The following is a 23,423-nucleotide window of genomic DNA, read 5'->3' as shown; positions in this document are numbered from 1 at the left end:
TGCAGTCGTCACCGCCGATCGTCCACCGCGTAAAGACCGCTCGCTTCTGTTGATCCCTGAGAAATTCCCAGAATTGTTCGATAATACCCCGTCGCGAACAAGACAGCGGCATAGAACACCAAAATTGCTGCAGGCCCGACCGTTGCAGCAATTGGGGCCGACGGTTTCACGAGTTCGGCTGTAAAACGTACGATGATCGCGCAGACCGCCGATACGCTCCAAATTATTCCAAGGCTTTTCCAATCCTGCAATCGAGCGATAGGAACGTTCGTTACCGTCGAAAGTCTTCTCAGGCACAGTGCGTACATCACGAAAGTGGCCAGAACCGATCCTATGGCTGCGCCCGGCAAACCGTAATACCAAGCGCTGACCAGACTGGTTCCTATGGCAAAGGGAAGAATTGCGGCTTCGTAACGCATATTAGCTGAACCTTGTCCGAACACGTTCAGCAGGGTGGTGATCTCAGTCGATATCAACGTCTGAACCAGATAGATGCGTAGCACTGGCGAGCCGCTCACGTACTCCTTCGTGAACAGGAACTGGATGACTTCATTAGAAAAGGCGAACAGCGCCGCAATAGCGGGGAACATGACCGCGCTGATGATCACATTGCCCTGATTGTTCAGGTTCAATAACTCTTCGTGGCGGCCAAGTGAATGGAGATGGCTCATTCTAGGCAAAAGCAGGTTCCCCAGAACGGCTCTCAGAACTTCAAACGGCACAAGGAGCGTAGTTGCAATTGAAAAAATGCCGAACGTTCCTGATGAAAATACCGTGGCCACAATCCATTGCTCGGCTTGCTTCCGCATGTTCCATAGCAAGCCGCCCACGCCAAATGGAAGGGCATAGCGAAGCTGCACACGGAACTGCTGCTTGTCCAAGGGGAAAAGTAGAATGCCGCTATATCGCCCAATGAAATAAGCCAACAATCCAAGTCGCATACAGGCAGCGATCAAGGCGGCAACCAACACCTCTTCAAGCCGTCGAAATATGAGTGCTGCGGAAATTATGAGCGCGGCCCTGAGTAAAGACGTGGCAAAAACAGCTTGCGCTTGCCACCGAATTTGTCCAGCGGCGTTGGGTAAGACGTCCAGCAACAAGCCCAAATTCGAGACAATCAGGAAAGCCGCGAGTAAGAATCCATGCTGGTGCAGCAGGTCCCTCATGTCCAAGGGAAGGGAACCACCAAAGACAAAAATTATAAACACCGCAATCATCGTTGTGGCGAGCAAGAACAGCACCGTCTGCCCGAGGTAAAGCCGGCGTTCTCTTGAATCCAAACGAACAAAGAAGAAAAGCAGGCTGCGCGGCATGTCAAAGGCGATCAACAGGGACACGGTAGTTACAAGCAGCCAGAACAGCCGATAATCGCCGAAGGCTGTAGGGCCGATCGTTCGCACCAGAACCACCGGCGTCAATAACCCGGCGATCAGCTCGATGTAGCGCGCACCGGAGAGTGCAAGGCCTTGACGGAAGATTGATGCCATGGATCAGCGACCTGGCCTGGCGTTGAAGACAACAAGCTGCTTCAAATGGCGCTCCATTTGAAGAAGGCGCGACAATCAGGATGAGAGCGCGCGTCGAAGAAATCCAATCCAATTGTCTCTCGGCATCCCTTTACCAATCACGCCTGACGGTTTGCTTGACTCGATTCACGAGAACGGGGGCGCCGCAAACATAGGCACGGAACGCCGCGGCGGAAATGGGCTCGTCGGGCACAGCGATCCGCGGCAATGTCATTGCGTCGCTGCTGATTGTGATGAAATCCGGCCGCGTTAGAAAGGCGGCTGTGAACCCCGATGACTCCAGTTCGCGCCGCGTAGTTTGGCTGTGGTATTGGCTGCCGCCATAAGGGTATGCAAACGCGTCACAACGAGCCACTAGCGCCTCGCACAAATGCTTGCTTTCGGCGATTTCAAACTTGCATCGCACAGGCGAGGTCTGGGATAAGTTGACGTGAGTGACGGAATGCGCGCTAATGCTGACGCCGGCGCTGGCGAGACACCGCAATTGCTCCCAAGTACAGCACCTGGCTTTCCGCGAGGCCAGGACGCCGCACCGCGGGTCGCGCAAGGCCAGGTGTTCAATCTTCACGCACAACTCCTCGAGACAGGGCAATACGTGCTCCCGTTCCGCGATTAGACTATCGATATTGCGGTCCTTTAAATCCCGCCGCAGGGTCATCCGGCGAGAGCCAAACGAAACCTCGACTTCGTCGCCCTCATACCACGCAATGTTTGCAGTCGCGCGCGCCAACAAGTCGACTCCAGTTCCCGCGCTCGCAATCGCCGTCCATCCCGCGCAAGCGAAAATCGAAAGCGGAGTTTTGTATTTAGCGAATTCTTCCGCAACCTCAAGAAGGTCAAGCTCCGCATCGTCCGTCGTCACGAGCACAGCCGAATCAGGCAGTGAACCCTGACGTTGCCCGGCCACGAACTCTGGCAAAGAGATGGGGAAAAACTTCGAACAAAGCCAATCGAGATTGCGGCGCAGCCGGTCTATTCCCGCTCGGCGTGTTTCGCTCTCAGCAAAAAAACGATGAAAGAGAAGTGCGGTAGCACTCGGACCAGTTCGTGTTAGGAGCTGCAGTTGGCCATCGAAGAAGCCTGCGGTTGAGTAGGCACCGCGGCGAAGCATTGCTAGCATATCCTAAACCCTTTGGGAGTTGGTAAAGGTCTCATAACCTTGGCACTCGACCACCAGTCCTCTGTTTGTCCGAATGAAAGCAGCCGCAATGTCGCTATCATCCAGGTTCCGGAGTGGGAATTGCTATAAGTGGGTAGCGCAAGGGGGTAGCTACAATGGTCATTGAGGCGCGGCAGCGCTGGGTTGGAAGTGCCAGCGCCAATGAGCAGGCGCTACACTGGTTTTGCAGATACCTACCTCGCCTTCAACCGATCGCAGGCTCACCCGCTTGGAATTTGCAAAGACGATAGCATTCATAAGCCTGGCGGCATCGTCCCGGTTACTCCCCTACCAGCTTCTGCACCGCATCCATAAGCATCGGTTTCGCTTGTCGCTCCGCCGCAAAACTCATCGGTCTGCTCCGGATGTTCCGATAACGGCGAAAAAGGTAGTCGTCATTGCGCCGCTGCTTTTTGTCGATCTTTCGGCCGCTATTTACGTTCGGGACGGCCACCCGACCGGCAATCATTGTCAAGAACCAAGCGCGATTGCATTCGTGAACGCCGCATAGGAAGGTACTCAGCCCGTTCGATCTATCGCCTTTGGTTCGTGGGTCCGACATCCGGCGAAGGCCGCGCGCCGGACCGCCAATGGAGTGTGGGATTTCGCTGAGATCATCGCAGCGATGTCGGTAGGACGGGCGCCCCGAAGGAATTCGATCGCGCAGTCCCTTTCAAGCGGAGTGGTATCCCAATATGAAAGGCAAAGAGAATCGCCCGAGACGAATGAGTTGGCCGGTGCGCCGATAACGTGATCGACGAATACCCCGTAGAGCGTCCACTCGGAGAAATGAAGCTGTCCACCGATTGTGGAAGTCCACCTACGGCTTGTGGTTTTCTCGACATGCGTGAGCATTCGCCGTACGATCCCCGGATCCCAAGCCAGTAAAGAAGAGATGTAGTCGCTGTACGGCGGTTGTGTTGGAGGCAATCCCAACAGCGTGCGCGCGACCCGGTGCCAGATGACGTGGCGCGGCAGGGTATGGTCAATCTGGTTCAGCTTTCGATAGAACCTCACCACTCCATTGCGAACAAATGTTTGCAGACTGAATGGCCGGATGAACTCGATGTCAGAGTCCACCAATACTACCACGTCATCCTCGCTTGCGGCGACTGCGGCCAGCTTGATTAATTGTTGCAGGATCCAGCCGCGAACGGGCGGGAACGGCCGTCGCAGATTAATTGTGAATTTGGTGGACGGTAGGCGCGCAAAAGAATTGGGCAGGAAGTCGGCCTCACATCGTATGTGCGTACGCGGACCGGCCAGCCGGGCGAACAGCTTCATGTCTGAACGGGGCACAATAATGTGGTGGTGGACGGATTCAGGCGAATACTCGATGACCGAGCGGTGGAGTTCCGCGCATATCTCAAAATCGGCCGCGAAGCTAGGCGTAATTACTGACATGCGTTTCATTGGTATTTTTCCTGGGGCGGGCCTCGTCTGTGATTTGGCGTTCTCACAAACGACACGTGGCGACATCGAGGGGAGAAGTCACCGACGCAAGGGCTAAGACCGATTAATTGCGTCAGATCATACGTCTGTAGATTAGAGCCTTTAGGACCGAAGACTGAGGGAGCGATGTGGGTAGTCCATCGGTTTGCGCGCCAGGGCCGCGCGGAGGTCCGCCACCAGATGTTAAGGTAAGCAGCACCAAAGATCTGAATTTTCGTGCTCGAGTTCCTCTCGGTAAACCCTGCGTCCCTCATCAAAGCGCAAACAGGCAGTTCTGTTTCGCGCTGCCTCGTGGTGCGCCGCCAAGGAGTCCGAACTGCTTGTGCCCGGGACGGCCTTGCTCGCGACCATCGATGGCGGACTTGAGGACAACCGGCAAGAGGTGCCACAGAAGGGTAACGCGCCGTTCTCAGTCGCGGCGTTGAGATGTTAACAGCCAATAAGCCGATGGAAGCAGTTGATGGATGTCCCTGTCTGGATGGCCGTTGACGATTCTCGTGTCGAGGACAGCTCATTTTTTAAGCGTGATCGCACTGATCGACCTGGCCGAGTCCTCCCCGGTGAGCGGGATGGCGGCGGTCCGCCCAGCCGACCGCGGCTGGTGGGTCCAGCCCGCGGGCCAGTGTAAGTCCGGCGGCGCCTCGGTCGGCTGGGCGCGAACACGTTGCTCCAATGTGAACGAACCTGCTGCCGGGCACCGACGGCACTGGCGAGGTCCGGCGCATCCAGATCAGGGTAGAAAGGGTATAGCGTCTGGCCATAGGTCAGCGCCGCGCCCAACGTGACGCTCCGGTGTCGATGATCGGGCAAACCGGATGACCACCCATTCCCCTGAGGCGTGCATTAGCGTGGTCGTCAGCCTGATTAAGCCGGTGTCGCGGTCGAGATGGTCGTGGCCCGAACGGTTGCGATGTGCTAGCCCCCAAGCACTTGCGGGCGATGTCGAAGCGACTGAAATCGGGGCATACTGACATCTGCATCCGGAAAACACTTCGCTGCGCCAATGCGGGGCGCCGAACTCAGACTTTTTAATTGATTTACCCTAGACATAAGCGCTTGCGAATAGTCACCTCAAACCCTTGAGGCCGAGGCGCGGAAGATGCGATCCAGGTCGGCAGAATCGTGGATGGGCACGGCGCTTGGCGCCAACCTGTTTTTGGCGGCCATCATACTTGCGACGCTGGCTCTGGCGCTCATGGCACTTCACTGTCGCTCGCCGCCACGGCGCGACTGGCTTTTCTTGGTTCTGGGCGGCATATCCCGGAGGGGCGTTGCCGTTGCGACGTTTCTGCCGCTGAAGCAGCTCGGCCCGGGATTTGGCCTCGTTTTTGCCGCCGCGCTTCTGGTTCCCTATCGAGTTACAAGCAGGAGGCGCTGCGGGAGCGATAGGCTCCGCAGCCGTTGTGCCCGGGCCTCATTAGCGTGTTCGGAGATCTCGCCTGCTGCTCGCGCAACAGCAGCAGGGAAGATCTTGCCAAGCACCTGGACGTCGGCAAGTCGGCGACAGTGTCGTGGCTTTACGCCCGCGACCGCAGCCGTTCCGGGTCACTGCATCTACTTGCAGGGCCGTACCGCAGCGCGAGCTCCTTGCACTGCGCCTTTGCTGAGTAGGCCGTCAATAGAGGGTACCGCGACGTGACTGGCGTGGGGTACCAATGGAGCCGGCTCCTCGAGCTGCTTGATTTCGGAGATCACCTCGAGAGTCTTCGCGATCCCTCCGCCTGCATCGATGGCTGAGTGGGCGCGACCGCCTGCCGCTCGTACCTGCGACCCATGGTTCATTCCCCAGATCGCCGCTTGTGTCCGGTTCTGGACCCGGATCTTGCGCAGGATCGCCTTGACGTGAACCTTTACCGTTGCCTCGGCGATATTGATCTTTCGGGCAATGCACTTGTTGGAATCGCCTTCGATAAGGCAGGATAGAATCGCCCTTTCTCGAGGAGAGAGCTGCGGCAAGATCGCGTCCTCCGCAACGGCGAGAACAACTTGTTCACATTCGCTCGGTTCGGCCGCTCCGCGCTCGCGATTGGCATCAAGGGCAAATGACAGGAGCGCAGGCGGGAAGACGGTCTCGCCCATCGTCACTAGCTCGACGGATTTTATGAATGCGTCGCACGAATTAACGTTCACGAAGTAGCCGTTGGCGCCTGCACGAAATGCGGAGGCAAGGTCAACAGGTCGGTAATTGTCGGATACGATCGCGATGCGCGCGTCCGGATAACGATCCTTCACAAATCCGATTTGCGCTATCGCGAGATTGAAACCCTCGCCCGTGTGGACGATGAGAAACATCAGTTTCTCCGCTTTAAGTGAGCCTGGCAACTCCTCGGGGCTCGACGCCGAGATCTGAATGTGAAAATTTGCCGCGTGCAGAATTTTAGCAATGCCTTCTCTAATCAAAACGTTCTTTCCAATGAGAACCGTCTCGCAAGACTGCCGCCTCCTCATTTTACCCTCCAGCCTACTACGCAATGACACAACAGCGATGGGCGGTTGAACTGAACTCAAATTGTTAGTTCCTCGATGGACGAATGATCCCTTGTTGTTCGTTGGTCGTCCTCCCTCGGGTTCTGGTCTTCAGAAATATTGAGTTACCTCGATTGCGATCCTCCCTTCCTATTTTGTTCTATTTTGCCTCACCTCGTCGGTGAATTTCGAGAATCCACGTTTATTAAGATTTTCTGAATGTTAGAGGCGAATTTCAGATCCCCCTATATATCGTTAGTTATAGGGTGGGAGCTGAATGCACCTGCGCAAGTACCGTGGATAAAATAACTTTCTGGCACAGCTTCAGCGTGAATTAGGTCGCAAGGTTCATTGAACATTGAAAAACCTGACGAAGCTTTTGTCCGTCGATACGACTTCTGCGCGAAAGCACTCCGCGGGCATGACACGATTGACGATAACGCCGTAATCCGGACTAGCTAGCCATAGAGGCTAGCGCGCCGAAGCCTGATCACCGCATTCTTAGGGGCATTTTCGAGTCGCAAATTGCTGGGGGTGGGACTCGGGAAAAGGGCATGAGCGAGCCTATTGACTCTAGGTATTGCCCGCGATGTCGACAGTTGCTTGTATTTGTGGAAATTTCGGGCGAGTCTCCCAAGAGCAGGTGAAATAGCAGAAGGGTACGCGGAGTTTAGGATTTGGAGGCGACACGCTGAGGAACGCCCAATGCGACGTATTAGTGTAGTCATTGCAGACCGGCATCCGGTCGTCTTGCGGGGAATGAGCAGCGTGCTCGGTGCCGCATCCGATTTCAACATCGTTGCAACTTATAGCGACGCGGCGAGCTGCATCGAGGCGATCCGGGACCTGGCGCCCGATATCGCGATTGTCGATCCCGCGATGCCCGAGCTTGCCGCCGCGAAAATTCTTTCGACCGTCAAAGAAAATCGATCGACGCACGTGGTGTTTTTCGCCGCAAGTGAGGATTGCGAACTGGTGCTCGCGTCGACGCCCGTGACCTGCAGTATCATCCTGAGAGACTCCGATCCTGACGCGCTGGTTCAGTCGCTCCGGCTGATCGCCAACGGTCACAACGTGCTGCCGTCCACCCCATCCGAATCGATCCTGTCGCACGAGCAGGGCGCAAATTCGGAGAATGGGCTGACAGCGCTGACGGAACGCGAGCGTCAGATCATGCATCTGGTCTCCGAAGGATTGTCGAACAAGGAAATCGGGCGGCGGCTGAACATTGCCGACGGCACTATTAAAGTTCACCTACACAACATCTTTCAAAAGCTTGACATCAGCAATCGGACGGTGCTCGCGGCCCTCGCCATCTCGCAGCATGATCGCGCGACGGCCGCGCGGGAGAAACCTCCGCACTCCGGATTGAGTCCGACGAATGGCGATCGCTGAGAAGGTCTGCATGCATCACCATTCTTCGTCGAAGCTGCGATCGGCTGTTGGAAGCGCCGGCCGCGGCGGGAAAGGCCCGGGCTCGGCAGCGATGCGGCTGAGGGCGCCGGCACGACCCATCCGGGCAATCTGCCGGTTCGGGACCTGATCCTGATACGTGCGCAGTGTCGTAAGCTTCAGATCGGCATCGGCGGGCCAGCGATGCAGGTGTATCCGTCACGGCGCGCTCCCGATCAGGCTGGACGAGCAGCTTCAGGGGCACTGAATATCAAGCGCTGCTTGATTGGCTGAACCAATGTCCGGAAAGCTAAATGGGTAGTCCGTCAGGAGTGGCGGTTGATCCAGAATTGCAGCCGAGACGGCCGAAAGAAAGTGCAATTATTCGGAATCTGCAGCTCTGGGTTCATCGCGGTTCGTCCGTTGTCAGGTAGAACAAGTCGCGGGTAACCAACGGCATCCAGATGCAGACGCAAAGGTGTGCCGACTGCACTCGGCACATCTGGAGCGGCGGCCCTGGCCCTTTCCTGCCCTGCCCCCCAAGTGGCCAGGGCCGTCTCCGAAGTCGGCTTGCCAACGGGACTGAGACTCTGTGGTTGAAAGCGAGTGCGCGGACGCATCCTGATGCCCCTTCAGTTTCACCGTGCCGTCGAGGACATGGAAATTTGGAGCGCGGCCCGCGACGGCTTTTCCTTTGTGATCACGTATGAGACCCCTGCTGGTGCCGGCTTTCATGGACGTCCTGGGTATGTGGCGTCGTGGCGGCCGCTCTATCGAGGGAACGGCGCGATCAGGATTGCCGGTTCGGCGTTTGCGACCTTCGCGGAAGCGGAGACGGCCTGCGATACGATACTCGAGTATTTGAATGGGCTGTCGCTGAAATGACTGCACGGCCGGGAGTCGAGACTGAGTGGTTTTGAGCCGAGGGGAGGGTCTGCAAAATCGCAAGCAGCACCGAGTGGCCGGACGACTCGCAGGATCTGCCAGTCAAGGAGCTGTGCTGAATCATGCCCGCCGGCGACACAACGGGGCATCGGAAATGCTGCGATTCTTGGACTCCTGCCCGAGATACTGGCGCAGCGCGATGATGTCAGGCGGGGACATTCTCGTAGGCTCTCACAAACTCACCGAGGGTAGACGGGAAAGCTGTGTCCTCGGCGACAGTGAATGGATCGATACCGAGCTCATCCTCCAGCCTCGCAACCAGGATGGCGAATGCCAGCGAATCGAACCCGGTTTCGTTCAGCGACAGATCGTCCTCAAGCGGCGGAAGCGTGACCGTCTGTTCCTCGGCGATCAGCTTCATCGTGGCAAAAATCTTGGACTTGACTGACATGGTGCACCTCACATCTCGGCTTTCCGAGCCGACGCTAGACCCTGATTTCGCCCGCAATGAGTCGCTCGTAGACCGCCTGGTCAATCGAACGATAGTCGCCTGTCACCGGATCGCGCAGGAACAGCGGATCGTCAATCACCGAAGGATCAAACCCCTCGCGGATCAGCCGCTGCTTGTTCTGCTTGAACGTGTCGGTCGCATCGAGCGCCCGGCAAAGCCTGACGAAGACTGGAACTGCATACCGCGGAAGCCGATACGAAAGATGTTCTCCGAATATCCCGAAATCGAAACGTCGATCCACCACCAGGGCCGCCATGCCGGCGCGGCCATCGGCCTCCGGTACGGCAACTCCATAGGTCGAGGCGTCGAGAACGCCGGGGCAGTCCCTGATTGCGTCGTTCACTTCGTTGGTCGCGACGTTCTCGCCCTTCCAACGGAAGGTGTCGCCGACACGGTCGACGAAGTACAAATAGCCCTGCTGATCGCGCATCATTAGATCACCGGTGCGGAACCAGGCGTCACCTTCAGCAAAAACGTCGCGCAGAATCTTTTTCGCGGTCTCGGCCTGGTCTGTGTAACCCTCGAAAGGTGCGCCACCGCGATCGGCACTGCCGATATGCCCGACAGCCTCGCCGGTCTCGCCAGGGGCGCAGGCAATGCAGAGCCCGGCGTCACTGCGGAGCGGATTGCCGGTGTCGGCATCCACCTTGATGATCGAGGCGGGGAAGCGATGCGCCAGCACTGGCGGGATCCGGCCGATCGCACCGGGTTTTCCTTCGACGTTGAAAAGGGAAAAATTGCCTTCCGTCGCGGCATAGAATTCGAGGATCTGCGGAATTGCGAACCGGCTGGCGAACACCTCCCATATGTCGCCGCGCAATCCATTACCGACAGCCAGTCGCAGCCCGTGTCGCGCCTCTCGCTCGGATGCCGGCGCCTTCAACAGATAGCGGCAGAGCTCGCCAATATATTGGAAGATGGTACAGTCGAAACGCTCGATATCGTCCCAAAAGCTACCTGCGGAAAATTTCTCCGCAATCACGACCGAACCTCCAGCGCGGAGCATGCTGCACGGAGCGGCGACGCCGCCGACGGAGTGATGGAGCGGCAGGCAATCGTAGAGACGATCGTCGGGGGACGCGTCCGTCAATCCGGCAAACCATCCGCCCCAGGTGAGAATCCGGCGATGACTGACATTCGCCGCTTTCGGGAGCCCCGTGGTGCCCGAAGTGAAGATGAGGAGCGCGCGTCCATCGATCGAGACGTGGCCACGTTCGGCGGAGGACAGCGGACGTGCCTCGAGGGCGACGAGCGCCTTATCCAGATCGCTTTCGTCGCCGGTCCCGAGGACCCAACTTTGCGGCACGCGGTCTAGGTGCGGACGTGCGCTCTCAAACACATCTACGCAATCGGAAGCCAGAATGAGATGGTCGGCCTGCGCGACGTCGATGCAGTGGGCCAGGGACCGGCCGACCAGCCTCGTGTTGATCAGTGCCACCGTTCCGCCGACGCTGCTGATACCGAGCCAGCAGGCGAGGTAGTCCGGCCGGTTCGGCATCAGCAAACAGACGGTGCGGCCGGCGCGAAGGTCAAGGTCCCGCGCCCACCGCGCATACCGGTTGATCCGGGCGGCGAGTTCGCCATAGGTGAAGGATTGGCCATCCGAGAGCAAGGCAAGTCGGTCGGGCTGACGCTGTGCCCATTCTTCCACGACGTCGGCGAACAACCGACGCGGCTGATCTTCGAGCCGCGCGGTCAGTGCGATGCCCTGCAGCCAGGTGTTGGCAGTAGAGCGTCTGCGCCGCGGAGCGGTGCGTCCGGTCGCCCGCGGGATCACGGCTGTCTTCACGATGCGATCATGCGGGTTGGCTGGATCGGCGTCCGTGTGCAGCCGCTTGCCGGTTGGCGTAATCGTCCCCGCAGCGATTTTGCGATTATGGTCGATGCGGCTTGCTTGGATGTCGAGGCAGAATCGCCGTTCAACTGACTTCATCCCGCCACGGATCCGAGCTGGTTGAGGATCATCCGCTCCATCGTCTTCACGGATTGAAAATTTTCGGGCGTGATTTCGAGTTGGGGAAGGATGAGATCGAACTCCGCTTCAACCTTGAGCATCAGCTCGACCATGCCCATCGAGCTCAGCCCGATATCCACCAAGCGCGATTCCAGGTGGACATCGGCGGTGATCGCGTTCTGCTGGAGGACGCTTCTGACGACGGATAGAACACGGTTCTGAACGTTGACGACAAAGTCGTGCATTTCACTGGCTCCTCGCCGTAGTCGAGCGTGATCACAATCTAGTCAACGATACCCAACTGCTCCTCAGGTCAATAGCTCTGCTTAGGAGGTACCTCGCCTGGGAGTGGTAGCTCCTTGACACCCACTTCTGCGCCAACGACGCAGCAAGGGAAGTGGGCTAGCAGTTTGAGCGGGACCAGTCTCGACCCGGTTCGCATCGTCCCATGATGAAAAAGGGAGGCTCTGGCGCATGAGTGTGCAGGAGGTCAAGCGTCGCAATTACGCAATGGAAGTCGGCCGAGCAGCTTTCTGTCCCGACGATTCCTTGTTCGGGCAACGGCTGGCGAATGTCGCGGAGGTCGCTGCGACGGAGGCCGAGGCGGTCGATCGCGAGGCGCGCTTCCCGCGGAAGGCGATCGATGCGGCGCGCAGGGAGAGACTTCTCGGCGCTCAGATACCGATAGAGTTCGGTGGGGACGGTGCATCTATCTCCGAGGTGGCCGATATGTGTTACGGGCTCGGCCGTGCGTGCGCCTCTGTCGGGATGATCTTCGCCATGCATCAGACCAAGATCGCGTGTCTGGTCCGCCACGGCGCGGGCAGCGGCTGGCACGAAAGCCTCATGCGCCGTGTGGCTGCCGAACAGCTGCTGCTGGCGTCATCGACCACGGAAGGCCAGAACGGCGGAAACATACGCTTCAGCTCGGCCGCAGTGGAGCGCGCTGATACCGAGATTTCGCTGGTGCGCGACGCGACGGTGATTTCGTACGGGGCCGAAGCCGACGCCATCGTCACTGTCGCCCGCCGCTCCGACTCCTCCGCCGGATCCGATCAGGTGCTGCTGGCCATCACCCGCGACGACTATACGCTGGAGCCCACTCTCGCGTGGGAGACGCTTGGCATGCGCGGAACGTGCAGCGCCGGGTTCAAGTTGAATTTCAGGGGCGCCGCCGACCGGATATTCCCCGTGCCCTACGAAAGGATCCATGCGCAGACGATGACACCCGTCGCCCACCTGTGCTGGTCCTCGGTCTGGGCGGGTATCGCGGCTGCGGCGGTGGATCGAGCGCAGCTCTTCATCCGTAAGGCCGCGCGCGGGGCGGGCGGCAATATGCCTCCCGGGGCGGCGCATTTCACCGCCGCCAAAATGACACTGACGAAACTGCGCGCCGTCATCACTGCCAATCTCCAGTTCTATGAATCTCGCGAACGGGACGAGCGCGCGCTGTCGTCCGTCGATTTCCAGTCCTCGATCAATCTTCTCAAGGTGGAGGCCTCCGAGCTCGCCGTCGCGGCCGTGATGCACGCAATGCGCGCCTGCGGCCTGTCCGGTTACCGCAACGACACCGACGTAAGTATCGGCCGCCACCTGCGCGACGTGCTGTCCGCTCCGATCATGATCAACAACGATCGCATCCTCGCCAGCATCGGCACCGCCACGCTGATGAGCAGCGTCCCGGAGACCCTGCGCGATTAAATTCTCCCCAAAGGAATGGACTGATGAACCTGACCATTGTCGAAGCACCGGCGGACTCCACTCCGTTTCCGGCCGATCCGTTGGACCATCTCGCTGACAAGCTGTTCCATGAGATGGGATCCCCCGGTGTCTACGGCCGCACCGCGCTCTATGAAGAGGTCGTAGAGCGAATTGGGGCGGTGATCTCGCGGAATCGAGAACCGAACACTGAGGTGATGCGCTTCCCCCCTGTCATGAACCGGGCCCAGCTCGAAAGGTCGGGCTATCTGAAGAGCTTTCCCAACCTCCTCGGCTGCGTCTGTGGCTTGCACGGCACGGCAAGCGAGATCGACGCGGCGGTCAACCGCTTCGATGCCGGGGGCGACTGGACCGCGTCGCTGTCAGCGGCCGATCTCGTTCTGTCGCCGGCCGCCTGCTACCCGGTCTATCCGATCGCGGCGAGCCGAGGTCCGGTGCCGGCTGGCGGCTGGAGTTTCGACGTGGCGGCCGATTGCTTCCGTCGCGAGCCCTCCCGCCATCTCGACCGGCTGCAGTCCTTCAGAATGCGCGAATTCGTCTGTATCGGCAGCCCCGATCATGTCTCGTCGTTCCGGGAGCGCTGGATGATACGCGCCCAGGACATCGCCCGGGATCTCGGACTGACCTTCAAGGTCGACTATGCGAACGACCCCTTCTTCGGCCGTATCGGTCAGATGATGGCGGTGAGCCAGAAGCAGCAGTCGCTGAAGTTCGAGTTGCTGGTGCCGCTACGCTCCGAGCAGCGACCCACCGCTTGCATGAGCTTCAACTACCACCGAGATCATTTCGGCACGGCTTGGGGCATTGTCGATGCAGCCTCCGAGCCGGCCCACACCGCCTGCGTGGCTTTCGGAATGGACCGTCTCGCCGTCGCCATGTTCCATACGCACGGCAAAGACGTCGCCCAGTGGCCGATCGCGGTGCGGGACCTTCTGGGATTCGCGGGGGGACCTTCGGTGTCCGGGGAGCTCTGATGCGCGACGGAAGTCGGGAGCTGGCCCGGCAGGGAAAGGCCGAAGGGCAAGCCTTCATGAGAAGAGAGACTCTCGCCGTCCACGGCGGCTTCGAAAGTGATCCGGCAACGAAGGCCGTCGCCGTGCCGATCTACCAGACGGCCTCGTATGCATTCGACAGTGCTGATCATGGAGCCGCGCTCTTCAATCTCGAAGCGGACGGATTCCGCTACACCCGGATCGGCAATCCGACCAACGCCGTGCTGGAGAAGCGCGTCGCCGCCCTGGAAGGAGGCGTCGAGGCACTCAGCGTGGCCTGTGGTCAGGCCGCGGTGAACTATGCGGTGGTCAATATCGCGGAGATGGGCACCAATATCGTCTCGGTTCCGCAGCTGTACGGCACCACGCATACGTTGTTCGCGCACATCCTGCCGAGGCAGGGCATTGCGGTGAGGTTTTCGGAGGATGACCGGCCGGAGAGCGTGGAAAGACTGATCGACGACGATACGAGGGCGGTGTTCTGCGAAAGCGTCGGGAATCCGGCCGGAAACGTCTGCGACATTGAAGCGATGGCCGAAGTCGCGCACAAGTACGGCGTCCCGCTGATCGTCGACAACACGGTGCCGACACCGATTCTGCTCCGGCCAATCGAGTATGGCGCAGACATCGTCGTGGAGTCGCTGACGAAATTCATGGGCGGCCACGGCACTACGCTCGGCGGAATTATCGTCGACAGCGGCAGGTTCCCATGGGCGGAGCACCGCCGGCGCTTCCCGATGATGAACGAGCCGGAGAAATCCTACCACGGGCTGGTTTTCACCCAGCGCTACGGGGCCGCCGCCTACATTGCGCGTTGCCGCGCCGTCTCCCAGAGGACCACCGGCGCCGTCCTGGCGCCGATGAACGCTTTCCTTCTGCTCCAGGGTATTGAGACAGTCGCGCTCCGCATCGAGCGGCACGTCGAAAATGGCGAGAAGGTCGCGCGGTTCTTGCGAGATGACCGCCGAGTCGCATGGGTGAACTATGCGGGCTTTCACGACAGCCCCTATTATGCACTGACGCAGAAGTATCTAGGTGGCCTGGCCTGCTCGTTGCTGACCTTTGGCGTGGCTGGAGGCTTCGAGGCGGGCAAGCGGTTTTACGACGCGCTGAAGCTCAGCAAGCGGCTGGTCAATATCGGCGACGCGAAAACACTCGCCTGTCATCCCGCGTCGACAACGCACCGGCAAATGTCGCCCGGAGAACAGGACAAAGCCGGCGTGCGGCCGGAGATGATCAGGCTGAGCGTCGGAATCGAGCACATCGACGACATCATCGCGGACCTCGATCAGGCCCTCTGTGCTGCGAATTGATGCGTCGTGAACCATGAAGGCATTCGCATGACTGTCTTGATCGACATCGATTCGCACGAACATCACCTCTTCTCGAGAGCGCCGAGCGCAGGCGCTTACGCGACGGCATCACCGGGAAACCGGGTGGAGTGCCTCGACATCGGGGTCATTAACAACATGTCGGATGCTGCCTTGATGTCGACCGAGCGCCAGCTGTTCGATCTCATCAATGCGGCGGCCGGACGCCTTTTCGTCAGGCTGCATTTCTATACGATGGCGGCGACCCCCCGTTCGGAATGGGGCCGCGATTACGTGCGGCGATACTATCGTGGCATCGACGATCTGCTGAACAGGCGGCTCGATGGCGTGATCGTCACCGGCGCGGAACCCAGGGCCGCCAGTCTGACGGAAGAGCCATATTGGGCGACTTTCGCAGCGATCGCCGACTGGGCCGCGGAGAATACCGTGTCGTCGGTGTTTTCCTGCCTGGCCGTGCATGCGGCCGTCTTGCACATGGACGGCGTTGCCCGTCGCAAGCTGCCCAACAAATGTTTCGGTGTCTTCGCTCAAACAAAGACGAGACATCATCCGTTGCTGCAAGATGTGCCGAAGACATTCAGAATACCGCACGCCCGGTGGAACGAGGTGGAGGAGGGGGATCTCGCGAATAGCGGATATTCGGTTCTCACCTGGTCGGCTGAGGCCGGGGTCGACTGCTTCGTCAAGCAGCAGGGGAATAGCCTTTTCGTCCATTTCCAGGGCCACCCGGAATACGAAACCCAGAGCCTGTTGGGCGAATATAGGAGAGATATGGGGCGCTTCCTCCGGGAAGAGAATGACGTCTGTCCGACGATACCGAAGGGCTACTTCGGCGACGAAGCGTTAGAGATACAGATCGCGTTCCGACAGAAGGCCCTTTCCGACAGACGCCCAGAGCTTTTCGCCGACTTTCCGGTCGATCCAGTGGCCAAGGACCTGATCAACGTCTGGCATCTGCCAGCCAAGCGCATATATCGCAACTGGTTACTGTACCTGGTGTCGCACCGAGCGGGACGATCAAAGCCGTTAGCAGCGCGAGAAGCGGCTCTGTCTGCAACCGGGAGTCCGGCGCGTCGCCATGGACGCAAGTTGGCTGCCGCCCAATCTGCTCGCCTGGCGCGCTCGCCGTGACCAAGAACACGGCGCGGCTCGAATATTAAGAGTGAAAGTTCGGACCATGATCCGATGCCGCGAAATAGCATTAGCCGATCTTGACGCCATTGCTGATCTTCTGACACGCGGCTTTCCGATCCGCTCGCGCGACTACTGGATCGACGGACTGCGGCGCCTGTCCGAGCGCGACACGCCCGACGGTTTCCCGCGTTTCGGTTACATGCTCGAGCTCGAGCATCATCGGACGCCCGTCGGCGCTCTGCTGCTTATTCACACCGCACGGAACTATGGCGACCGTGTCTCGATCCGCTGCAACCTTTCCAGCTGGTATGTGGAACCTGCCTTTCGCATCTATGCGCCGATGCTGACCAAGGTCGCGCAGCGCAATAACGACGTTACCTATGTCAATATCAGTCCAGCGGAGTGGACTTGGCGAGCCATCGAAGCGCAGGGATTCCGCCGCTATTGCCGCGGCTTGTTCTTCTCCTTTCCAGCGCTGTCCCGTGCGGTCAAGGGTATGCGTGTCGAAGTCATCCGGCGGGATGCACAGGCAGTCGGCGGGTTGTCCGAAACTGACGTCGCGCTGCTTGCACGTCACGCAGCCTACGGCTGCCTCAGCCTGGTATGCCGCGCCCCCGATGGCCGCGCCTTTCCGTTCGTCCTGCAGCCGATGCGAATCCGCAGAATTGCGCCCATTGCCATGCAGCTGATCTATTGCACCGATGTGGCGGACTACATCGCCTGCGCCGCCGCCCTTGGCCGTTTCCTGCTCTGGCGCGGCCGGATCTCCGTCGCTCTGGACGCCAATGGCCGCATGAAGGGCCTGGTCGGGCTGTTTAGGGAACGCCGCAAATACTTCAAGGGCCCGCATTGCCCTCGGCTTGCCGATCTGTCGGATTCCGAGCTGGTGATCTACGGTCCATAACCCGTCCTCCCAGAATGGAGGTTTCGTCATGGTTTTCACCACGATGTCCGTCAGCCATTCGCGGACATGGACATTTTTCCAAGGCCAATGGCACGAAGGCAACGTGCCGATCATGGGACCGCGCACCCACGGGCTCTGGCTCGGTTCGACCATCTTCGATGGCGGGCGCGCCTTTGAAGGCGTTACACCCGATCTCGATCGTCATTGCGCCCGCGTCAATCAGTCCGCGGTCTACTTCGGCCTCAAACCAGTCGTCGACCTCGATATGTGGCTTGGACTGGCGCGTGAAGGTATCGCGCGCTTCCCGCCCGATGCCGAGCTCTACATCCGCCCGATGTACTGGCCGCAGAACGGCGTCGGCGGCGGCGTGCTGTTCGATCCGGAAACGACGGACTGGTGCCTCTGCATCTACGAAGCGCCGATCCCCAAGCCGGTCGGCAGCGCGATCACGCTGTCGCCGTTCCGCAGACCAACCGCCGAATCCGCGCCTGTTGGTGCCAAGGCCTCCTGCCTTTACCCGAACTGCTCTCGCGCGCTCATCGAGGCCGCCTCGCGCGGTTTCCAAAATTGCCTGATGCTGGACATGCTGGGTAACGTTGCGGAGTTTGGCAATTCCAACGTATTCATGGGCAAAGACGGCGTCGTCTATACGCCGGCGCCGAACGGCACGTTCCTGAACGGAATCACGCGGCAGCGCGTGATCGAACTTTTGCGTAGCGACGGCGTCACGGTGTTGGAGGCGACGCTGCGCTATTCCGATTTCGTCACTGCAGACGAGATCTTCTCGACCGGAAATTTCGCAAAGGTCGCGCCCGTGATCCGGATCGACGATCGGCACCTCGCGCCTGGGCGCTTTTATGCGCGGGCACGAAAGCTATATTGGGATTTCGCGCACGGGATAAAGCTTGCTGCGTGAGAAGAGGCAACCACCGGCCCGGAATGGCGAGAGGCGATGCTACCCCAGTCCTCGTGTCGCCACGTCTGGTGGAGCGAACGAAACAAATCGACCGATCCTCTACCATGCATTCATCGATACAATTTGAGAAGGCAGCTTTTCATGACCATCTGTTCGAACACGAATGCAACAACTATCTCGAACCCAATCGATCGCATCATCGCCACTGCTTGTCCTCAAGGTGATCCCAAAGGCGATGAACGCCAAAGCGGTTCTCGGCCGCATGCAGATCCGCGCGCCCTACACGGGACGAGTTGTTGGCCTCACTGTCTTCTCGGTCGGTGGCGTAATTCAGCGCGGCGATAAAATCCTCGACATCGTTCCTGATGAGGATTCACTGACCATTGAGGCACAAGTCGGCGTCGATGACATCAGCGACGTGCATCCGGACACGCGCGCGGAGGTTCACCTGACCGCGTACAAGCAGCGCATCATTCCGATCATTCATGGGGACGTGATTCAGGTCTCGGCCGATCGGTTGACCGATTCGAAGACCAACGCGCCCTATTTCACGGCGTTCGTGCGGGTTGATCGGGACGAACTCGCCGGCATGCCGAACATTCGGCTGTACCCGGGCATGCCGGCAACAGTGATGATCCCGACTGTGCAGCGGACGGCTTTTGAGTATATCGTTGGGCCGCTCGTGATGTCATTCAATCAGTCATTCCGGCAGAAATAGCAGCGACGCCATCGCAGTACTGCGTTGCCTTGCATTGGATGCTAAGCTCAGCAGGGCGCTGAAGCGCTACATCCTCCCCCTAGAGCGTTTCACATTTTGACGGAAGCATAACCTGCGTTGGCGAAGTAGTTGGCGCATTCGCGAGGCTGGATGTCCTGGATGAGGTGACCGATGTGGCGCCAAGTGTCCTCGATGGTGCGCTTTTGAGCTTGCCGCATCCAGTGCTTGATCTTGGAGAATGCCTGTTCGATCGGGTTGAGGTCGGGCGAGTATGGCGGCAGGTACCAGAGCCTGGCGCCAGCAGCCTGGATCATTTGCCTGACAGCTTTCGACTTGTGGCTTCCGAGATTATCGAGAATGACGATGTCGCCTTCGCGCAGCGTTGGCAGGAGAAGGTGCTTCACATAAGCGCAGAAGCATTCGCCGTTGATCAGACCATGCAGCGTCAGATGCGGCATCTGAGTGATCCGCTCGACAATGAAGGCGCGGTGCGGATCAAGCACGGGCTTACGGTGACCGCCCATCTTGCCAGGCGCAGCCGAGCCGGTCGTCCGCTGTCGCTGTGACCACTTCACCACTGACGAGACCGCAACACCAAACCGTTCCGCCACAGACCGGCAACTCTCGCCTGCCAAAACCGACGCCACCACACGCTCGCGAAGATCTAGGGATAGAGGTCGGGCCATGCGATGCTGGCCTCCAATCCAGCCAGCATCTTGAATCACAATCCGCCAAAAACCGGAATCCCCCCGGTTCAATTAAGCAGGGAAATGCTCTAATGCAATGCCCCAGATCGATCCTTGGCCTGCCGGATCCCACCAGCAAGTGCCTTTGCGTATAGCTCGCGCGCCTTCGGCACATCGCCGCGTGTTCCGTGGGTCTTTCACGCGGAAAGAACGAGGGGATCATATGTTTCCGCGAGCATGAAGCTCGCCTGCGCGCTACCCGTCTCGAAAGCGCGCTCGAGTACGATACGCGCTGCGCCGATATCGGCTTGGCCGAGCAGGACGCTGGCGCGCAACATCAACCTGGCCGCTTCCGGACCGTCTTGCGCTTCACCGACCGCTGGCTGCTCTGTCGCAATCGCCTCCGCGGATTGAGTCACCTGGGCGATCTGGCTGTTCGACGCACATTCGACTCGCGCCCCGATCGTGGACTGCGTCGGTTCTTCGCGCCCCGGCGCCGACGCCTCGGCCCGGTCGCGCTCCTTCTTCAGAGGCTGTCGCAGCTCTGCCGTCTCGCTCTCGGCGGCCTTCTCCGCTTGCTCCGCCTCGTCACCGGCCTTCCTTGACAGCGTCAGCTGGGTCTCGAGGTCGCGCCGCGTTTTCGCAAGCTCGGCAGTCAGCGTCTCGGCTCTGTCGCGTTCCTTCTGCAGCGACTGTCGCAGCTCCGCCATCCCGCTCTCCGCGGCTTGACTGAGCTGCGTCGCCTGATCGCGCGTCTTGTTCACCAGCGCTAACTGCATCTCATAGCTCTGCTGCGCCCTCGCCAGTTCATTTGCTAGCGCCTCTGCGCGGCGCCGCTCGTTTTCAAAAGATCGTTGCACTTCCGGCTGCATTGCCACCGCAGCTTGCTTATCCTGCGCAGTACCGTGCTGTGCCTGTGAGATCGCCCGGTCGGCTTGCTGATGAAGAGCCAGATCCCGCGCCGATGAATCGGCTTTCTGCGGGTCTTGGCTTGCGACCTGTGTTTCTTGCTCGACGGCCTCCCCACCTGCTGTGCCGGCCCGACGTTATCCTGCTCACCAATGTATCGCGTCACATCGGCCACCAACTCTGGGTGGAAGTGCCAGCCGATGAGCGACGCCCCAACCATCGCTGCGGCGACCGAGGGGACGGCAAACCAGCGCCGCGCCTGGCTCCGCGCTCCGGCTTGCTCTGCGCGGCCAGCGCTTCGACCCGGACGCCAGTGACTGCATCCGCGTTCGCAACCTGACCAGTTAATTCCGTCGCCCTCGCGCGCGCAGCCAGGCCCGAGGGAAAACGAAAGGAGCGGGGCTCTAGCGACGCCGGGGAGGCGATCGATCCAGTTTCCTTTGTCGGAACACATTCATCTTGCAGAATAAATTCATGACCTTCTTCTGGGAGATGCATTGTTTGCCAATGCCTCGCCGTGATCTCGCTTGGCTCGCCATTATCCCTAACCCACCCACGCCGCTTAGCCGACCACTGACCAAACTCGAAGCGTCCGCTTACGTCATCCTCTAGAATGACGAATCTCCCATCCTTTTGAGCGGTGTCGATCGGGTGGCGCATGTAAAATACCTATTTAAGCAGTCATTTAACTCTCAAGAAAAACTTAGTGAATGCACTAAGCCTACTCCACCCCATCAAAGGCCTCAAGATATCAGGACGGCAGGAAGTGCGGGGAACCGAGTGGTGGGCTTGGGCAACCCCCTCGCTGTCAAATTAGACTGTTGCAACGCAACAGACGTTGGGCGAGAAGGCGGTCGTCAGGTCCTCGCATGCAGAGCGAACCCAACCAAAGCGCAAGGATCCAGGCTTGCGATTTCGGCCGAAGCGGCCGGATCTCTCAGGGAGCCAAAAAGGGGCAGGAATTGCTCAAGTAACCCGCGCGGGCGTTCAGGTTAACGAGCAAGTCTCATTGCGGATTTGTAGAACTGCGGTATCGTTCAACTATCGCATAGCGGGCGTTGCAACTCCTGTCGATGGCCGGCTTGGCCGTTTCTGCGCTCATTTCTCAATCGGGCGCTGGTATGCTTGCAAAAGGTTTGTGGAGTGAATTTAACCCGGGCCTGCCGACGAATTTCGGGCGAGAGCCGCATTGGCGGCGAACTAGCACAATGACGTTGCTCTTCGAGCCCGAGCCGACGCGGCTATTCCTCGCCAAAAAACGCGCCGGCCTCGGCCGGACGGGATGGATTGAGGATCAGTGCAGATGAACATACAGATCCCTGAGAAGAACGATAGTTCGGTCCGTCCTCTTTCTGAGAGCTCTAGTATACGTCCCCGGATATCGATAGTTACGCCGATCTTTAATGAGGTCGAAAACATAGACCTGCTGATCGCGTCCCTCAATACTGCTCTTGAGGGACGCGGATCCTTCGAAGTTATCTGTGTCGACGACGGCAGCACCGACGGCAGTTTCAAGAAATTGAAGGCCTGCATAGCGCAGCATTCGTGGCTCAGGGTTATCCGATTCCGCCGCAACTATGGTCAGACCGCCGCGCTGCAGGCCGGTATCAATCACTCTGTGGGCGAAATAATCGTCACGATCGATGCCGATCTGCAAAACGATCCGCGAGATATTCCGATGCTTGTGGATCTAATTGAAAACGGCGCAGACGTCGTGTGTGGATGGCGCAAAAATCGAAAAGATGCAAAACTCCGACGAAATTTTCTTAGCCGTGTCGCCAACCGAGTGATCTCTAAAATATCCGGCGTTTCCCTACACGATTATGGCTGTACCTTGAAAGCATTTCGCGCTGAGATGATTCATGGCGTGCGCCTTTACGGTGAAATGCACCGCTTCATCCCGATTTACGCTAAATGGATGGGCGCCAACATTGAAGAAGTTGAGGTTCGCCATTATCCGCGAAAGTTTGGTACATCGAAATACGGACTGGAACGCATTCTTAAAGTTCTACTCGACCTGTTGCTTATTACGTTCCTCGATCGCTACCTTGCAAAGCCGATCTACGTGTTTGGAGCGTTCAGTGCATTTTGCCTGGTCATTTCTGTGCTGGTTTTGTGTTATTCATTTTTTCTAAAGTTCGCTGAAGGCACTTCACTTATCCAAACACCTTTGCCTGTCCTCTCTGCAACGGCGCTCCTCATGGGGGCAGTCAGCATGTTGCTGGGACTTCTGGCTGAAATCGTGACGCGCACCTATTTCGAATCGCAGGGCCGCTTCGGTTATGAAATCCGCGACGAGACCAATTTCGCGAATATTCAGAAAACACGCTGATGTGTGGCATCGTAGGATTTGTTGGCCGCGGAAAGAAATCCGATATCGTCTCGATGACGGAGCGTCTCAGGCATCGCGGTCCGGATGGCGCCGGTTATCACGTCGATGCAACTCTGCAGGTTTTTCTAGGACATCGCCGGCTCTCGGTCCTCGATATCAAGGGCGGCGCACAACCGATGTGGAACGAGGACGAATCGGTCGGAATCGTCTTCAATGGTGAGATCTACAATGCGCCGGAACTCCGCGAGCATCTTGAGGCTGCCGGCCATATATTCACGACCACCCACTCCGACACGGAGGTCTTGGTCCACGGCTACGAGGAGTGGGGTCATCAACTTCCGCTTCGGCTCAATGGAATGTTTGCATTCGCGGTACTCGACAAGCGACGACGCGCAAGTTATTTCTGGCGCGCGATCGGTTCGGCGAAAAGCCGCTCT

The 23,423-nt window shown here is 58.9% G+C and carries 19 protein-coding genes and 1 pseudogene; 11 read left to right on the top strand and 9 right to left on the bottom strand.

The annotated features are described in order from the left end of the window. Nucleotides 1–8: 8 nt before the first annotated feature. The 4 genes from ACVW16_RS06335 to ACVW16_RS06320 all read right to left on the bottom strand — a co-directional run bounded on the left by ACVW16_RS06335 (nt 9) and on the right by ACVW16_RS06320 (nt 6,429). A complete protein-coding gene (locus ACVW16_RS06335; RefSeq protein ID WP_456802303.1) occupies nt 9–1,487 on the bottom strand; it encodes a lipopolysaccharide biosynthesis protein in 1,479 nt (492 codons plus the stop codon). Nucleotides 1,488–1,617: 130 nt separating this feature from the next. Beyond that, entirely contained in the window at nt 1,618–2,637 is a 1,020-nt protein-coding gene (locus ACVW16_RS06330) for a polysaccharide deacetylase family protein (protein ID WP_456802302.1), read from the bottom strand. Between the two features lie 567 nt (nt 2,638–3,204). Then, nucleotides 3,205–4,098 (bottom strand): DUF6492 family protein, encoded by an 894-nt coding sequence (locus ACVW16_RS06325; protein ID WP_456802301.1) that lies wholly within the window; start codon nt 4,096–4,098, stop codon nt 3,205–3,207. Between the two features lie 1,593 nt (nt 4,099–5,691). Next, the gene (locus ACVW16_RS06320) at nt 5,692–6,429 is read right to left on the bottom strand and encodes a LuxR C-terminal-related transcriptional regulator (protein ID WP_456802300.1); all 738 of its coding nucleotides are present in this window, start codon (nt 6,427–6,429) and stop codon (nt 5,692–5,694) included. A 933-nt stretch (nt 6,430–7,362) separates the two neighbouring features. On the opposite strand from ACVW16_RS06320, the gene ACVW16_RS06315 reads away from it, so the two are divergent. Continuing rightward, the gene (locus ACVW16_RS06315) at nt 7,363–7,998 is read left to right on the top strand and encodes a LuxR C-terminal-related transcriptional regulator (protein WP_456802299.1); all 636 of its coding nucleotides are present in this window, start codon (nt 7,363–7,365) and stop codon (nt 7,996–7,998) included. A 621-nt stretch (nt 7,999–8,619) separates the two neighbouring features. Beyond that, complete coding sequence (locus ACVW16_RS06310; RefSeq protein WP_456802298.1) at nt 8,620–8,880, top strand: hypothetical protein; 261 nt, start codon at nt 8,620–8,622, stop codon at nt 8,878–8,880. A 205-nt stretch (nt 8,881–9,085) separates the two neighbouring features. On the opposite strand, the gene ACVW16_RS06305 is transcribed toward ACVW16_RS06310, so the two are convergent. From ACVW16_RS06305 to ACVW16_RS06295, 3 genes are read right to left on the bottom strand one after another with little or no spacing between them, the layout of a single operon-like run. Next, entirely contained in the window at nt 9,086–9,331 is a 246-nt protein-coding gene (locus ACVW16_RS06305; RefSeq protein ID WP_456802297.1) for an acyl carrier protein, read from the bottom strand. A 34-nt stretch (nt 9,332–9,365) separates the two neighbouring features. Continuing rightward, nucleotides 9,366–11,324, bottom strand: coding sequence for a long-chain-acyl-CoA synthetase (locus ACVW16_RS06300; protein ID WP_456802296.1), 1,959 nt, complete (start codon nt 11,322–11,324; stop codon nt 9,366–9,368). Next, nucleotides 11,321–11,590, bottom strand: coding sequence for a phosphopantetheine-binding protein (locus ACVW16_RS06295; RefSeq protein WP_456802295.1), 270 nt, complete (start codon nt 11,588–11,590; stop codon nt 11,321–11,323). The genes ACVW16_RS06300 and ACVW16_RS06295 overlap by 4 nt, the downstream gene beginning before the upstream one ends. A 229-nt stretch (nt 11,591–11,819) precedes the next feature. On the opposite strand from ACVW16_RS06295, the gene ACVW16_RS06290 reads away from it, so the two are divergent. From ACVW16_RS06290 to ACVW16_RS06260, 7 genes are all read left to right on the top strand, one after another. After that, a complete protein-coding gene (locus ACVW16_RS06290; RefSeq protein ID WP_456802294.1) occupies nt 11,820–13,046 on the top strand; it encodes an acyl-CoA dehydrogenase family protein in 1,227 nt (408 codons plus the stop codon). 23 nt (nt 13,047–13,069) lie between these two features. Beyond that, the gene (locus ACVW16_RS06285; protein WP_456802293.1) at nt 13,070–14,038 is read left to right on the top strand and encodes an amino acid--[acyl-carrier-protein] ligase; all 969 of its coding nucleotides are present in this window, start codon (nt 13,070–13,072) and stop codon (nt 14,036–14,038) included. A 56-nt stretch (nt 14,039–14,094) separates the two neighbouring features. Then, nucleotides 14,095–15,369, top strand: coding sequence for an O-acetylhomoserine aminocarboxypropyltransferase/cysteine synthase family protein (locus tag ACVW16_RS06280; protein ID WP_456802612.1), 1,275 nt, complete (start codon nt 14,095–14,097; stop codon nt 15,367–15,369). Nucleotides 15,370–15,396: 27 nt separating this feature from the next. Next, nucleotides 15,397–16,518: a homoserine O-succinyltransferase MetA gene (metA, locus tag ACVW16_RS06275; protein WP_456802292.1), complete on the top strand. Its 1,122-nt coding sequence runs from the start codon at nt 15,397–15,399 to the stop codon at nt 16,516–16,518. A 46-nt stretch (nt 16,519–16,564) separates the two neighbouring features. After that, entirely contained in the window at nt 16,565–17,425 is an 861-nt protein-coding gene (locus ACVW16_RS06270) for an acyl-CoA acyltransferase (RefSeq protein WP_456802611.1), read from the top strand. A 28-nt stretch (nt 17,426–17,453) separates the two neighbouring features. Further along, nucleotides 17,454–18,341 (top strand): branched-chain amino acid aminotransferase, encoded by an 888-nt coding sequence (locus tag ACVW16_RS06265; RefSeq protein WP_456802291.1) that lies wholly within the window; start codon nt 17,454–17,456, stop codon nt 18,339–18,341. A 235-nt stretch (nt 18,342–18,576) separates the two neighbouring features. Beyond that, nucleotides 18,577–19,059 (top strand): HlyD family efflux transporter periplasmic adaptor subunit, encoded by a 483-nt coding sequence (locus tag ACVW16_RS06260; RefSeq protein ID WP_456802290.1) that lies wholly within the window; start codon nt 18,577–18,579, stop codon nt 19,057–19,059. Between the two features lie 89 nt (nt 19,060–19,148). Here ACVW16_RS06260 and ACVW16_RS06255 read toward each other — a convergent pair whose 3' ends face one another. Together ACVW16_RS06255 and ACVW16_RS06250 are read right to left on the bottom strand one after the other, a co-directional pair. After that, nucleotides 19,149–19,745, bottom strand: a complete 597-nt coding sequence (locus ACVW16_RS06255; protein ID WP_456802289.1) for an IS630 family transposase — start codon at nt 19,743–19,745, stop codon at nt 19,149–19,151. A gap of 197 nt (nt 19,746–19,942) precedes the next feature. Then, complete coding sequence (locus tag ACVW16_RS06250; protein WP_456802288.1) at nt 19,943–20,617, bottom strand: hypothetical protein; 675 nt, start codon at nt 20,615–20,617, stop codon at nt 19,943–19,945. Nucleotides 20,618–21,957: 1,340 nt separating this feature from the next. Between ACVW16_RS06250 and ACVW16_RS06245 the strand changes: the two genes are divergently transcribed. Beyond that, nucleotides 21,958–22,986 carry a glycosyltransferase family 2 protein gene (locus ACVW16_RS06245; RefSeq protein WP_456802287.1) on the top strand — a complete coding sequence of 343 codons (1,029 nt, stop codon included), beginning with the start codon at nt 21,958–21,960 and terminating at the stop codon, nt 22,984–22,986. Continuing rightward, nucleotides 22,986–23,417 (top strand): annotated as a pseudogene (locus tag ACVW16_RS06240) (asparagine synthase (glutamine-hydrolyzing)); the annotation flags it as partial. The gene ACVW16_RS06245 and the pseudogene ACVW16_RS06240, both read left to right, overlap by 1 nt. Nucleotides 23,418–23,423 lie beyond the last annotated feature (6 nt).

The sequence above is a fragment of the Bradyrhizobium sp. USDA 4474 genome (genome assembly GCF_054057515.1).
Note: the sequence above shows the minus strand (reverse complement) of the source record. Positions and strands in the feature narration are given on the sequence as shown.